Origin of the sequence: Promicromonospora kroppenstedtii, assembly GCF_044389675.1 — a bacterium.
Taxonomy (GTDB): domain Bacteria; phylum Actinomycetota; class Actinomycetes; order Actinomycetales; family Cellulomonadaceae; genus Promicromonospora; species Promicromonospora kroppenstedtii.
Genome location: NZ_JBIRYI010000006.1, coordinates 245,177 through 258,319, shown reverse-complemented (window position 1 = coordinate 258,319; position 13,143 = coordinate 245,177). Strand labels below are relative to the sequence as shown.

14 protein-coding genes and 1 riboswitch are annotated in these 13,143 nt (G+C 73.6%); of the genes, 13 read left to right on the top strand and 1 reads right to left on the bottom strand.

The annotated features are described in order from the left end of the window. Positions 1-86 precede the first annotated feature (86 nt). The 9 genes from ACH47X_RS11880 to ACH47X_RS11840 all read left to right on the top strand — a co-directional run bounded on the left by ACH47X_RS11880 (position 87) and on the right by ACH47X_RS11840 (position 7,666). A complete protein-coding gene (locus ACH47X_RS11880) occupies positions 87-785 on the top strand; it encodes a DUF2306 domain-containing protein (protein ID WP_397404459.1) in 699 nt (232 codons plus the stop codon). Positions 786-869: 84 nt separating this feature from the next. Then, a riboswitch (FMN riboswitch) is annotated at positions 870-1,006 on the top strand. A gap of 222 nt (positions 1,007-1,228) precedes the next feature. Further along, complete coding sequence (gene ribD / locus ACH47X_RS11875) at positions 1,229-2,341, top strand: bifunctional diaminohydroxyphosphoribosylaminopyrimidine deaminase/5-amino-6-(5-phosphoribosylamino)uracil reductase RibD (protein ID WP_397404623.1); 1,113 nt, start codon at positions 1,229-1,231, stop codon at positions 2,339-2,341. Beyond that, positions 2,341-2,961, top strand: coding sequence for a riboflavin synthase (locus ACH47X_RS11870; protein WP_397404457.1), 621 nt, complete (start codon positions 2,341-2,343; stop codon positions 2,959-2,961). The genes ribD and ACH47X_RS11870 overlap by 1 nt, the downstream gene beginning before the upstream one ends. Next, the gene (ribA, locus tag ACH47X_RS11865) at positions 2,958-4,415 is read left to right on the top strand and encodes a GTP cyclohydrolase II (RefSeq protein ID WP_397404455.1); all 1,458 of its coding nucleotides are present in this window, start codon (positions 2,958-2,960) and stop codon (positions 4,413-4,415) included. Before ACH47X_RS11870 ends, ribA begins: the two co-directional genes overlap by 4 nt. Then, entirely contained in the window at positions 4,412-4,903 is a 492-nt protein-coding gene (gene ribH, locus ACH47X_RS11860; protein WP_397404453.1) for a 6,7-dimethyl-8-ribityllumazine synthase, read from the top strand. Before ribA ends, ribH begins: the two co-directional genes overlap by 4 nt. Before the next feature lie 222 nt (positions 4,904-5,125). Continuing rightward, a complete protein-coding gene (locus tag ACH47X_RS11855) occupies positions 5,126-5,809 on the top strand; it encodes a hypothetical protein (protein WP_397404451.1) in 684 nt (227 codons plus the stop codon). Between the two features lie 106 nt (positions 5,810-5,915). Further along, on the top strand, positions 5,916-6,179 hold the full coding sequence (locus ACH47X_RS11850) for a phosphoribosyl-ATP diphosphatase (protein ID WP_020015382.1): 264 nt from the start codon (positions 5,916-5,918) through the stop codon (positions 6,177-6,179). A gap of 120 nt (positions 6,180-6,299) precedes the next feature. Then, on the top strand, positions 6,300-7,163 hold the full coding sequence (gene hisG / locus ACH47X_RS11845; protein WP_397404449.1) for an ATP phosphoribosyltransferase: 864 nt from the start codon (positions 6,300-6,302) through the stop codon (positions 7,161-7,163). Positions 7,164-7,168: 5 nt separating this feature from the next. Then, positions 7,169-7,666: a PH domain-containing protein gene (locus ACH47X_RS11840; RefSeq protein WP_397404447.1), complete on the top strand. Its 498-nt coding sequence runs from the start codon at positions 7,169-7,171 to the stop codon at positions 7,664-7,666. 98 nt (positions 7,667-7,764) lie between these two features. On the opposite strand, the gene ACH47X_RS11835 is transcribed toward ACH47X_RS11840, so the two are convergent. Further along, entirely contained in the window at positions 7,765-9,708 is a 1,944-nt protein-coding gene (locus tag ACH47X_RS11835; RefSeq protein WP_397404445.1) for a DEAD/DEAH box helicase, read from the bottom strand. Between the two features lie 433 nt (positions 9,709-10,141). Between ACH47X_RS11835 and ACH47X_RS11830 the strand changes: the two genes are divergently transcribed. The 4 genes from ACH47X_RS11830 to ACH47X_RS11815 are packed head-to-tail and all read left to right on the top strand — an operon-like array spanning position 10,142 to position 12,964. Then, complete coding sequence (locus tag ACH47X_RS11830) at positions 10,142-10,696, top strand: CDP-alcohol phosphatidyltransferase family protein (protein WP_397404621.1); 555 nt, start codon at positions 10,142-10,144, stop codon at positions 10,694-10,696. Beyond that, entirely contained in the window at positions 10,693-11,631 is a 939-nt protein-coding gene (locus ACH47X_RS11825) for a DUF881 domain-containing protein (protein WP_397404443.1), read from the top strand. The genes ACH47X_RS11830 and ACH47X_RS11825 overlap by 4 nt, the downstream gene beginning before the upstream one ends. Continuing rightward, complete coding sequence (locus tag ACH47X_RS11820; protein ID WP_020015376.1) at positions 11,628-11,960, top strand: small basic family protein; 333 nt, start codon at positions 11,628-11,630, stop codon at positions 11,958-11,960. The genes ACH47X_RS11825 and ACH47X_RS11820 overlap by 4 nt, the downstream gene beginning before the upstream one ends. Positions 11,961-11,962: 2 nt before the next feature. Beyond that, positions 11,963-12,964 (top strand): DUF881 domain-containing protein, encoded by a 1,002-nt coding sequence (locus tag ACH47X_RS11815; RefSeq protein ID WP_397404440.1) that lies wholly within the window; start codon positions 11,963-11,965, stop codon positions 12,962-12,964. Positions 12,965-13,143 lie beyond the last annotated feature (179 nt).

Below are 13,143 nucleotides of genomic sequence, written 5' to 3'. Positions count from 1 at the left end.
TCGGACCTGACTCGTACTTTCGGCTGGTCGGAAGACCGGACCAGGGGCCGATGACCCGGACCCCGTTGGACCGGGACCCTCGGTACATGACCACACCCGACGCAGCACCCGGCCCTACGGCGGCAGCGCTACCCGAGACCGCGCCCGTCCAGGCCCGTCGGCGCGCCCGCCACACCTGGCTCGTCCCCACCGGCCTGCTGCTCCTGGCGCTGATCCCCGCCCTGGGCGGCTCCGCGCGGCTCGCCGAGCTCGCCTCCGACCCCGTGCTCACCGAGGAGAACGCGCGGTTCGTCAGCCAGCCCCTGCCCGTCGTGCTGCACGTCGTGTGCGTGACGGTCTACAGCCTGCTGGGCGCCTTCCAGTTCGTGCCGAGCCTGCGCCGACGTCGCTGGCACCGGTGGGCCGGCCGGGTGCTCGCCCCGGCGGGGGTCGGCGTCGCCCTGACCGGACTCTGGATGACGGCGTTCTACGACCTGCCGGTCAAGGACACGGCGGTGGTCAACGGCATGCGCTACCTGGTGGGCACCACCATGCTGCTCGCGATCGTGCTGGGGGTGCGGGCGGCGCTGCGCCGCGACCTCGCGACGCACTCCGCGTGGATGACGCGTGCGTACGCGCTGGCGATGGGCGCCGGGACGCAAGGGCTGCTGCTCGGGCCGCTCGTGCTGGTCACCGGCAGCCTCGACCCGGTGACCAACTCGATCGGGCTGACCGCCGGCTGGGTGGTCAACATCGCGGTGGCCGAGTGGGTGATCCACCGCCGTCGGCTGCGGGGGCACGGATAGTCCGGCCGGTCCAGCCCGCATGTGACGCAAGCCATGGCTCCGCCGTCGGCGACCTGTGGCATGCTGACGAGCAGCAGTACGCACACACGTGCTCCGGGGTCGGTGTAATTCCGAGCCGGCGGTGATAGTCCGCGACCCGCGTCCGTCCGCAAGGACAGGCCGGTTGACCTGGTGGAACTCCAGGACCGACGGTGAAAGTCCGGATGGGAGGAAGCACGTGCGGCGCCGCCGTCCCCTGGGGCGTGCGTCGCCGTGACGTCGTGCGCGCGGGCCGGGCCTTGCGGCCCCCGGTCCGCGTACCCGTCGTCCACCCCGGAGCACCGACGCTCGGGGAGGACGGCATGAACCAGGCAGCCACGGATCACACGGCCACGGATCAGGCGAGCACTGATCAGGCGAGCACTGATCACACGGCCACAGCGCCGCACGGTCTCGAGACCGTGATGCGCCGCGCCCTCGCGCTCGCCGCGCTGGGCCCGGCCCACGGCCCCAACCCGCGCGTCGGCTGCGTCCTCCTGGACCCGGGCGGCCGCACGGTCGCCGAGGGTTACCACCGCGGCGCCGGCACCCCGCACGCCGAGGCGGCGGCCCTGGCGGACGCGCGGTCCCGCGGCGTCGACCCGCGTGGCACGACGGCGGTGGTGACCCTGGAACCCTGTGCGCACCACGGCCGCACCGGCCCCTGCGCCGATGCCCTGATCGACGCCGGCGTGGCCGCCGTGCACGTCGCGGTCGGCGACCCGAACCCCGTCGCGACGGGCGGCGCCGACCGGCTGCGGGCGGCCGGGATCCCGGTGACGGTGGGCCTGCTCGCCGACGAGGGCGAGGAGCTGCTGCGCGCCTGGCTGCACGCCGTGCGCGCCGGGCGTCCCTACGTGACGCTGAAGCTCGCCACCAGCCTCGACGGCCGGGTCGCGGCCGTGGACGGCACGAGCCGCTGGATCACCGGCGCCCGGGCCCGCGCGCACGCCCACACGGTCCGTGCGCAGGTCGACGCGATCGCCGTCGGCTCCGGGACCGCTCTGACCGACGACCCGTCCCTGACCGCCCGCCGCACCGACGGCGGCCTCTTCGACCACCAGCCCCTGCGGGTGGTGCTCGGCCGCCGCCCGCTGCCCGACGGCGCCCGCCTGCGCGGGCCCGGCGGCGAGCTGCTCCAGCTACCCGGGGACGACCTCGACGCCGCTCTGCGCGCGCTCGGCGACCGCGAGGTGCGGCACCTGCTCGTGGAGGGTGGCCCCACCCTGGCGACCGCCCTGCTGGCCGCGGACGCCGTCGACGAGCTGCACGCGTACGTTGCGCCGGTGCTGCTCGGCGCGGGCGCCACCGCGGTCGGCGACCTCGGCGTGACCACGATCGGCGATGCCGCGCGGTTCGCCACCGAGGACGTGACCCGGCTCGGCGACGACCTGCTTCTGGTGGCGCGGCGGATCGCGCCCGCAGCCGGCCCCGCCGCCCCTGCCGGCTCTGCCGGCGGCGAGATCGAGTACGAGAACGGCTCTGTCCACACCGCCCAGCACGGCCGGCCCCGCCGGCACACCGAGGAGGAGATCTGATGTTCACGGGAATCGTCGAGGAGCTCGGCTCAGTGGTCGCGCTCGACCGGCCCGACGGCGCCGCGGGAGAAGACGCTCCCGACGCCGTCCTGACCGTCGCGGGCCCGCTCGCCACGTCGGACGCCCGCCCCGGCGACTCGATCGCCGTCGACGGCGTCTGCCTGACCGTCACCTCGGTGGCGGACGGCGCGTTCGTGGCCGAGGTGATGCCGGAGACGCTGCGCCGCACGTCGCTCGGCGGGCTGGTCCCGGGTGCGCGCGTCAACCTGGAGCGGGCCCTGCCGGCGAACGGCCGGCTGGGCGGGCACGTGGTGCAGGGGCACGTCGACGGCGTGGCCACGCTCGTGGGCCGCACGCCCGGTCCGCGCTGGGACGACCTCGAGTTCGCCGCTCCCGCCGCCGTGACCCGGTACGTCGCGGAGAAGGGCTCCGTGGCGCTGTCCGGGGTCTCGCTCACCGTCACGTGGGTGTCCGACGACGGCTTCGGCGTCTCGCTGATCCCGACGACGCTGGCCGCCACGACGCTGGGCGGTCTGGCCCCGGGCGACGCGGTGAACGTCGAGGTCGACGTGCTCGCCAAGTACGTCGAGCGGCTCATGGCGGCGGGAGTCGCGCGATGACCGGGACGGGGGTGACCGCGCCGGTCGACGCGGGAGCCGAGCGCCCGGGAGCGGACGACCAGCACCGGACGGAAGAGTCGCACCGGACGGAAGAGCTGATGGCGCGTGCCCTCGCCGAGCTCGCCACGGGCCGTCCCGTGCTCGTGGCGGACGACGCCGGCCGGGAGAACGAGGTCGACGTCGTGCTGGCCGCCGGCGTCGCGACGCAGCAGTGGGTCGCCTGGACGGTGCGGCACTCGTCCGGGTACCTGTGCGCGCCGATGCCGGCGCACCGGGCGGACGCCCTGGAGCTGCCGCTCATGGTGGAGCGCACCGAGGACCCGCTGCGCACGGCCTACACGGTGTCGGTGGACGCCGTGGGGGTGTCGACCGGGATCTCGGCGGCCGACCGGGCGCTGACCCTGCGGGTGCTCGGCGACCCGACGTCCGTCGCGGGTGACCTGATCCGGCCCGGGCACGTCCTGCCGCTGCGGGCGCGCCCGGGCGGGGTGCTGGAGCGCCCCGGGCACACGGAGGCCGCCGTGGACCTGGTGCGGCTGGCGGGGGAGCGGGTCGCCGCTGCGGGCGCTGCGGGCGCGGCAGCGCTGGGCGAGGTCGGCGCGATCGCCGAGCTGGTGCGCGACGACGGCGACGTGATGCGCCTGGCCGAGGCGCACGACCTGGCTGCTCTGCACGGGCTGGTGCTGCTGACCGTCGCCGACCTGGTGGCATGGCGGCGGGCGCACGACCCGGCGCCTGCCGGTTCAGGACCGAAGGACGACACGACCTCCGCCGCCGGCCCCGCGTCCCGCGTCGAGCGCGTCGCGCAGGCCGCGCTGCCCACGCGGCACGGCGACTTCCGGGTGGTCGCGTACCGGGACCTCGTCTCGGGCGCGGAACACCTGGCCCTGACGCCCGTGGGGCGCGAGGGCGGCTCCCTGGTGCGGGTGCACTCGGAGTGCCTGACGGGCGACGGCCTGGGCTCCCTGCGCTGTGACTGCGGCCCGCAGCTCGAGGCGTCGCTGCGCGCCGTGGCGGCCGAGGGCGGCGCCGTCGTGTACCTGCGGGGGCACGAGGGCCGGGGGATCGGCCTGGCCGCCAAGATCCAGGCGTACACGCTGCAGGACGCCGGGCGGGACACCGTCGAGGCCAACGTCGAGCTCGGGCTGCCGGTGGACGCGCGGGAGTACGGCGCGGCGTCGGCGATCCTGGCCGACCTCGGTGTGGCCGGTGTGACTCTGCTGACCAACAACCCGGACAAGGTGACGGGCCTGCGCGCGGCGGGCACGGACGTCGTCGGGCGGCGTGGGCTGGTGGTGGGGCACGGCGTGCACAACCACCGGTACCTGGAGACCAAGCGGCTCGTGATGGGGCACCGCCTCGGCGCGGTCGCCGTCACCGAGCTGAACCAGGACGAGCTGAACCGAGCACAGAACCAGAACGAGCTGAACCAGAACGAAGGAGCATGCGCATGAGCGGGGCTGGAGCACCCAACGTGATCGTCGACGGCACGGGCCTGCGGGTGGTGCTGATCGCGGCGAGCTGGCACCAGCAGGTGATGGACGGCCTGCTGGCCGGCGCCCGCCGGGCGCTCGTCGCGTCGGGCGCCACGTGGACTGAGGTGCGGGTGCCGGGTTCGTTCGAGCTGCCCGTGGCCGCGGCGCGTGCCGCCGGGATCGGGGGAGGGCCGGCCGCCGACGCCGTCGTCGCGCTCGGCGTGGTGATCCGCGGGGGCACGCCGCACTTCGACTACGTGTGCTCGGCGGCGACGTCGGGCCTGACAGACGTGAGCGTGCGGACCGGGGTCCCGGTCGGGTTCGGGGTGCTGACGTGCGACGACGAGCAGCAGGCGCTGGACCGGGCGGGCCTGGAGGGGTCCAAGGAGGACAAGGGTGCGGAGGCCGTGGAGGCGGCCATCGCGACCGCGGCGACGCTGCGGGCCTTCGCGTCGAGCGGGGTCTGAGCAGCGTGCCCGGAGCGCTGGCGGCGCTGAGCCGGCGCTGAGACCTGCGGGCCGTTCCGGGTCCACGGACCCGGAACGGCTCTGCTGTTCGCCCGTCAATCGGTGGTCCCTCTTCCACTCCCTGGTATAAATAGTGTGCCAAGCGGCTGTGCCACACCCGAGCCGGGCGGACAACGCACCGAACAGCCGAAAGAAAGCCCGGTCTCGGCACACTGGTCGGGTATGAGAACCTCACGCGCCCGGCGGGCGGCAGCGGTAGTGATGACGACGGCGCTGGCCGGAGTGCTGGCCGGAGGGTTGACGGGCTGTGCGGCCGCAGACCTGCCCGGCGGGGCGTCCGGCCCGACCGGGGGAGCGGGCGGGAAGACGGCCGGAGCGTCCGACGAGACGACGGGCGACCCGGCCGAGGAGGAGCTGCTCGCGGAGCCGCTCGACCAGCTGGCGGGAGCCGCGTGTGTCGACTGGGTGCGGTTCGTCGACCCGGCCGAGGCGGCGTCCGCGGCCGGTGCCGTGCTGCTGGGGACCGTGGTGGAGCGGGACGGGACAGCGGACCTGTACGGCGTCGAGGCGAACAGGTGGTTGTTCGACGTCGAGCAGGTGCTGGAGCGGCCCGACTCCGAGATCCCGGGTTGGGAGCCGCCGGAGGAGCTCGCGATCTCGCCGGGGGAGCGCATCTCGGTGGTCTCGACGCCCGAGACGTGCGGCGGCCGCGACAGCGCCTACCCGGCCGGCGACCCGCTCGACCCGGCCACCGACCCCGGTCCTGTGATCGTGCTGCTGTCGGGCTCGACGGAGGACGGGTCGACCGACAGCGAGGTGGGCTTCCAGCTGATCACCCCGTTCCAGGGCGTCGTACCGCCCGAGGACGACGGCGCGCTGCCGGCGGAGTGGCCCGAGAACCCTTGAGCACGGCTCGCGGAGGAGGGGCGTCGACCCCGGGCCGGAACGAGAGCCTGGCCACAACGTGGGACGGCGAGGGGTGGTGGCCCCCTCGCCCGATTACTCTGAGCACGTGAAGACCTTCGAGACCCTGTTCGCCGAGCTGACCGAGAAGGCCGAGACCCGTCCCGCGGGTTCGGGCACCGTGGCCCAGCTGGACGCGGGCGTCCATGCGATCGGCAAGAAGGTCGTGGAGGAGGCCGCCGAGGTGTGGATGGCGGCGGAGTACCAGTCGGACAAGGAGACGGCGGAGGAGATCTCCCAGCTCCTGTACCACCTGCAGGTCCTGATGGTTGCCAAGGGACTGACCCTCGAGGACGTGTACACGCATCTGTAGCGAGGCTTCCGGGTCTCGACAGGCTCGACCCCCGCTGGTCGAGCTGACCGCCGGTCGAGCCTGTCGAGACCCGGACCTCGCACCCAGACCCGTCGTACACCCCGGAGAGGAACCAACCACATGCTGCGTATCGCCGTCCCCAACAAGGGCGCCCTGTCGGGCCCCGCTTCCGAGATGCTGCGCGAGGCGGGCTACCGCCAGCGCCGCGACACCCGCGAGCTCGTGCTCGCCGACCCTGAGAACGACGTCGAGTTCTTCTTCCTGCGCCCGCGCGACGTCGCGGTCTACGTGGGAACCGGCACCGTCGACGTCGGCATCACCGGCCGTGACCTGATGCTCGACTCGGGAGCCGACGCCGTCGAGCACCTCGGCCTCGGGTTCGCCCGCTCCACCTTCCGGTACGCGGCGCCCGCCGGGCCCGGCGAGAGCGACCCGGTGACCCGGATCGAGGACATCGCGGGACGCCGCGTGGCGTCGTCGTACACCACGCTCGTGGCGCAGCACCTGGCGAAGCAGGGCGTCGAGCCCGCCGCCATCGTGCACCTGGACGGCGCCGTGGAGTCGAGCGTGCGGCTCGGTGTCGCGGACGTGATCGCGGACGTCGTCGAGACCGGCACCACGCTGCGGGCCGCGGGCCTGGAGGTCTTCGGCGACCCGATCCTGCGTTCGGAGGCCGTGCTGATCCGGCGTTCCGACGCCGAGGCGCCCGCCGGCCTGGAGGTGCTGACCCGCCGTCTGGAGGGCGTGATCACCGCCCGCGAGTACGTGCTGATGGACTACGTGGTCCCCGAGTCCCGGCTGGAGCAGGCCGTGGCGATCACGCCCGGCAAGGAGTCCCCGACGGTCTCGGCGCAGCACCACAGCGACGCCCGCGCGGTGCGCGTGATGGTGCCGCGCAGCGAGACCAACCGGATCATGGACGCGCTGTACGAGGTCGGGGCGCGCGCCATCATCGTGACGTCCATCCACGCCTCGCGGCTGTAGGGCCCATGGGACCGGCGACGGGTGGCGGCGCCTCCGGCCAGGGCCGGGGCGACGACCGGTTCCGCACCTTCCGCGGCCGGTTCGGCACGCCAACTGCCTACGGCATCGCGCTGCTGTTCGCCGGAGGGTGCACGTTCGTCGCGCTGGCGGCGAGCGGCCCCGGGGCGGACGCCGCCAACCGCATCTCGATCATCGTGTTCGGGTTGCTGGGCGCCCTGGTCGCCTGGCGGTTCGGCGCGGTGCGCGCGGTCCCGGACCGGACCGGGCTCACCGTCGTCAACTACGCGAAGCGGCGCCGGCTCGACTGGGCCGAGATCGTGACGGTCCGGTTCGGGCCGAACGACCCGTGGGTGCACCTCGACCTGGCCGACGGCGACGTGCTCGCCGTCATGGGCATCCAGCGGGCCGACGGCGAGCACGGCATGGCTGAGGCGCGCCGTCTGGTGGCGCTGATCGCTGAGCTGGGCGAGGCCGCGGAGCCGGACCAGGGGTCCCCGCGGTAGGGCCTCGTAGGAGCAAGGCTCGTGAGAGAGAGAAGCAGTGCGCCTGTCCTTCCGGACAGGCGCACTGCTTCTTGGTCAGGCTCTTCGATCAGCCGGCGTCAGCGGCTGCTGCGTGCCTCGTAGTGGGCCGGGCCACGGCCGCGGGGGCCGCGGTCGCCGTCCGGACGACGGTGGTCCCCACCGGTGCGCGGGCCACGCTCGCCGCCGCGCGGTGCGCCGCGGTCCAGCGTGATGCGCAGCGGCTTGCCGGCCACGCGGGCGCGGGCCAGGCGGTCGAGCGCCTCGTTGTCCAGCGGCGCGATGATGTCCACCAGCGAGAAGTTGCCGAAGATGTCGATCTTGCCGACGTCGGCGCCGGTGATGCCACCCTCGCCCGTCAGTGCGCCGACGATCCCGCCCGGCTGCACGCCGTGCGTGTGGCCGACGGCGATGCGGTACCGGGTGCCGCGGGCCGGACGGCGGATGCCGCGCTCGCCCTCGGACCGGCCGCGCGTGGGCCGGTCGCCCGACCGGTCGTGGCGGTCGCCCTCGCGGGTGTTGCGCCGGGCGGCCGCGGCCTTGGCCTCGGCCCGCTCGCGCTCGTACTCCTCCTGCTCCGCGCGGGCCCGGGGGCCGTCGTCGCCGACAGCGAGCGCCGCCATGGCGGCGGCGACGTCGATGGGGTCGACGTCGTTCTCCTGGGCGTAGGTGCGGATCATCTCGGTGTACATGTCGAGGCGGCCGGCCTCGCGGCGGGCCTCGACCTTGCCAAGGGCGCGCTTGACCTGGTGGGCGGAGACGTCCCGGGGGGAGGGGATGTCGACCTCTTCGAGCTGGGCGCGGATGGTGCGCTCGATGGAGCGGAGCTTGCCGCGCTCGTGGGGGGTGACGAAGGTGAGGGCCTCGCCGGTGCGTCCGGCGCGGCCGGTGCGGCCGATGCGGTGGACGTAGGCCTCGGGCTCGCCGGGGACGTCGAAGTTGACGACGAGGCCGATGCGGTCGACGTCGAGGCCGCGGGCGGCGACGTCGGTGGCGACGAGGACGTCGAGGGCGCCGGAGCGGAGGCGCTCGACGATCTTCTCGCGCTCCTTCTGGGCGACGTCACCGGAGATGGTGGCGGCGGAGATGCCCTTCTCGATGAGGGCGGAGCCGACGTCCTCGGCCGCACCGCGGGTGCGGGTGAAGACGATGGCGGCGTCGGCGTCGGAGGTGGCCAGGACGCGGGCGAGCGAGCCGACCTTGTGGCGGAAGGGGACGACGGCGTAGGTCTGGTGCACCGCGGTGACGGTGGACGACTGCCGGGCGACGGCGATCTGGACCGGGTCGGTGAGGTGCTGGTCGGCGACCTTGCGGATGGCCGGGGGCATGGTCGCGGAGAAGAGGGCGACCTGGCGCTGGGCGGGTGCCTGGCCGAAGATCTCCTCGACGTCCTCGGCGAAGCCCATGCGGAGCATCTCGTCGGCCTCGTCCAGGACGAGGAAGCGGATGTCCTCGAGGCGCAGGGCGCCGCGCTCGAGGTGGTCCTTGATACGGCCGGGGGTACCGACGACGACGTGGACGCCGTCGCGCAGGGCGCGCTGCTGGGGCACGTAGGGGGCGCCGCCGTAGACGGGCAGCACGCGGACGTCGTCCATCTTGCTGGCGAACGACTCGATGGCGTCGGCGACCTGCATGGCGAGCTCGCGCGTCGGGGTCAGGACGAGGGCCTGGACCTTGCGCAGGGCGGGGTCGACGGCGGCGAGGAGGGGGAGGCCGAAGGCGGCGGTCTTGCCGGTTCCGGTCTGGGCGACGCCGGTGATGTCGCGGCCGGCGAGCAGCTCGGGGATGGCGCGGGCCTGGATGGCGGAGGGGGTGATGAAGCCGAGCTCGTCGATGGCGGCCATCAGGGGCGCGGGCAGGTCAAGGCTCGCGAAGGTCGGGCCGGTGGGCTCGGCCGGGGCCTGGGTGGCCTCTGCCTCAGGGGTGGCGGCCGTGGGGGCTGCCTGGTCGCCGGAGTCGGCGGTGACCTGAGCGGTCTCCTGCTGGTCGGCAGGCGCGATCAGGTCATGGGTGTCGATAGACATGCAGTGCTGCACCGTTCGTCGTGGGGTGGGGGAGTCAGGGCCGAGGTGAGGGCCCTCGCGTCGCGCGCTCCCGACACACCTTCCCCGCAACCGAGGCTGCGGGCCTGTCTCGCACTTTGCGTGCACACACGGGAAGACGACGAACTCCAAGGGGATGTGGGACCACTGTATCGGCTGCGAGCGCCTTGGGCACAGAGGTTTGGAGCGTGACGTGCAGCACGCGGGTGATGTCGTGCGTGGTGAGGGCGTTGTGGGGTGGGTGTTGTCGGCGTGTCGGTGTGGGTGGAGGCTGGGTCTTGAGGGGGTGGTGCACGGGGTGGTGCTGGTCGCGCTGACCGGCGTGCCGTGCGTATACGCAACGGTCGCCCCGTAGTATGGCGGCCGAGACGAACCGGCGTGAGCAAGGGCGGTGAGCGTGTCCACTGGGGCGGAGATGAGCTCCCGGGTGCTGACCGTGCCCAACGTGATCAGCATGGTGCGGCTGGCGTTCGTGCCGGTCTTCGCGGTGCTGATCGTGGTCGGCGAGGACGGGTGGGCGCTGGTGGTGCTCGCGGTCTCGGGTGTGTCGGACTGGTTGGACGGTGTGCTCGCCCGTCGCCTGAACCAGGTGACGCGGCTGGGGCAGATGCTGGACCCGCTGGCGGACCGGTTGTTCATCTTCGTGACCCTGATCGGCCTGGCCTGGCGTGAGGTGGTGCCGCTGTGGCTGGTGCTGGTGATCGTGGCGCGTGACGTGCTGCTGGCGGCGACGGTGCCGGTGCTGGCGCGTCTGGGGTACGGGACGTTGAACGTGACGATGGTGGGCAAGGTCGCGACCTTCGGCCTGTTGTACGCGTTCCCCCTGTTGCTGCTGGCGGAGATGCCTGGCTGGGTGGGAGCGGTCGCGCACGTGGTGGGCTGGGCGTTCACGTGGTGGGGTGTGGGCCTGTACTGGCTGGCCGGCCTGCAGTACGTGGCGCAGGTGCGCCGGCTGGTGGCTGCGGGATGACGCCGCCCGGTCCGGTGGCCGGTCCGGCGTCGGCTCCGGTGTCGGGCGGGGCGGGGCCGGCGCGGCGGCCGGACGAGTCGATGACGCTCCTGCGGGAGGTGACCGAGCGCCCGCTGGACCCGGGGTACGCGCTGATGGCGCGGCGCCGTGCGGAGGCGGGTGGGGCCGCGGGGCGGAGCAGGCGCAGCGTGGTGCTGATGCTGCTGGTGGCGATCCTGCTCGGGGCGGCGACGGCGGTGGCGGTGCGGGACCTGCGGGCGCCGCAGCCGACGATCGCCAAGGGGCGGGCGGTGCTGATGGAGCAGATCCAGGACCGCTCCGCTCAGGTGGAGGCGTTGTCGGGGCAGACGGCGTCGCTGAGCGCTCAGGTGGAGGGGTTGCAGACCGGTGGGCTGCTGCCGTCGGCGCTGCAGGAGGTCAACCAGCTTGACCGGCTGGTCGCCGGTGCGGTGCCCGTGGAGGGCCCGGGCATGGTGGTGTCGCTGACCGACGGTTCGGGTGGCGGGCTGGTGGAGCCGGGGGATGCTCCGGCGGAGTCGCGGGTGCGGGACGCGGACGTGCAGTTCGTGGTCAACGAGCTGTGGGCGGCGGGTGCGGAGGCGATCGCGATCAACGACGAGCGGCTGACGTCGCTCTCGGCGATCCGGAACGCGGGTGACGCGATCCTGGTGGACCTGCAGCCGCTGAACGGGCCGACGTACCGCATCGAGGCGGTCGGTGACCCGGAGGACATGCAGGTGGAGTTCGCGCGGTCGGCAGGGCTGGGTTTCCTGCAGCTGCTGAGCGCGGAGTACGACATCAAGAACGAGGTGACCACGAGCGACGGGATGTATCTGCCCGGTGCGGGCTCCCCGACGCTGCGGTGGGCGAAGGTGTCGCAGCCGGGAACGACGGCGGGCACGACACAGGACCGATCCGAGGAGGACAACGGATGATCGCGATCGTCGGGCTGGTGATCGGCGTGGTGGCCGGGCTGGTGCTGCAGCCGACCGTGCCGCTGATCTTGCAGCCCTACCTGCCGATCGCGGTGGTGGCCGCGCTGGACGCGCTGTTCGGCGGCCTGCGGGCGATGCTCGACGGGCTGTTCGACGACAAGGTGTTCCTCGTGTCGTTCCTGTCGAACGTGGTGGTGGCCGCGTTCATCGTGTTCCTCGGTGACCAGCTCGGGGTGGGCAGCCAGCTGTCCACGGCGGTGGTGGTGGTGCTCGGGATCCGGATCTTCTCGAACGCCGCCTCGATCCGCCGGCACATCTTCAAGGCGTGAGCATGAGCAAGGAGAAGAACGGCGCGGGCGCGAAGCCCGACAAGACCGGGTCGAACAAGCCCAGGACGGGAGAGCCGGCGCGGGTCGAGCCGGTCGAGGCCTCCTCGACCGAGCAGACCGGGACCGAACAGCCCGAGACCGAACAGGCCGGGGCGGACCGAGTCGAACCCGAGCAGGTCGAACCCGAGCAGGTCGAGAGGCCCGCCGCGGAGCCGGAACAGCCGGACGACGACGCGCCCGTGCCGGATGCCGGTCCGGCCGAGGCCCCCGCCGAGCCGCCGTCCGGTTGGCGACGGGTGGGGCGGCTGCTGCGCCCGCGCGGCACGCGCTCGGAGCTGCTGACGGGTCTGCTGTGCCTGGCCCTCGGGTTCGCGCTGGCGGTGCAGGTCGGGCAGTCGACCGGTGACCAGCTCAGCAGCCTGCGGCAGGACGAGCTGGTGCGGCTCCTGGACGAGGTGACCCAGCGCGCCGACCAGCTCGACGCCGAGGTCGGGGACCTGGAGGCGATCCGGGACGACCTGCAGTCCGAGGACGGGCGCGACCAGGCCGCGCGTGACCTGGCGGAGCAGCGTGCCGAGCAGGAGGGCATCCTGTCCGGCCGGCTCCCGGCGCAGGGCCCGGGCGTGCAGATCCGCGTGACGGACGGCGCCAAGCCCCTGGAGGCGCAGGCCCTGTTCAACCTGCTGGAGGAGCTGCGCAACGCCGGCGCCGAGGCCATCCAGGTCAACGGCAAGCGCCTGGTCACCACGAGCTACTTCGTGGACTCCGGCGGCGGCGTCGTGCTCGACGGCGGGGCCATCGCCTCGCCCTACGAGTGGACGGCGATCGGCGACCCCGACACGATCGACCGCGCCCTGGAGATCCCCGGCGGAGCGCTGCCCCGCATCCGCGAGGAGGGTGGGGAGGCCACCACCACCCGGTCCGATCAGGTCGAGGTCGACGCCGTGCGCATCCCGGGCCGCCCGGAGCACGCCGAGCCGGTGGACCCGGACGCCGGGAAGTGACTCCGACCACCTTCCTGACCTGCCCGGACACCCATTCGGACCCAACCTGCCGAACCAGCATGCGGAACTCCCAGGACGTCGGTAGTTTTATCCGGGTTGGTTCCTGACATTGGTTTTCGCCACCACCCCGATCGGGGTAGGTTGAGTGGAACCCGGACGCCGCCCCGGCCGTTGTACCG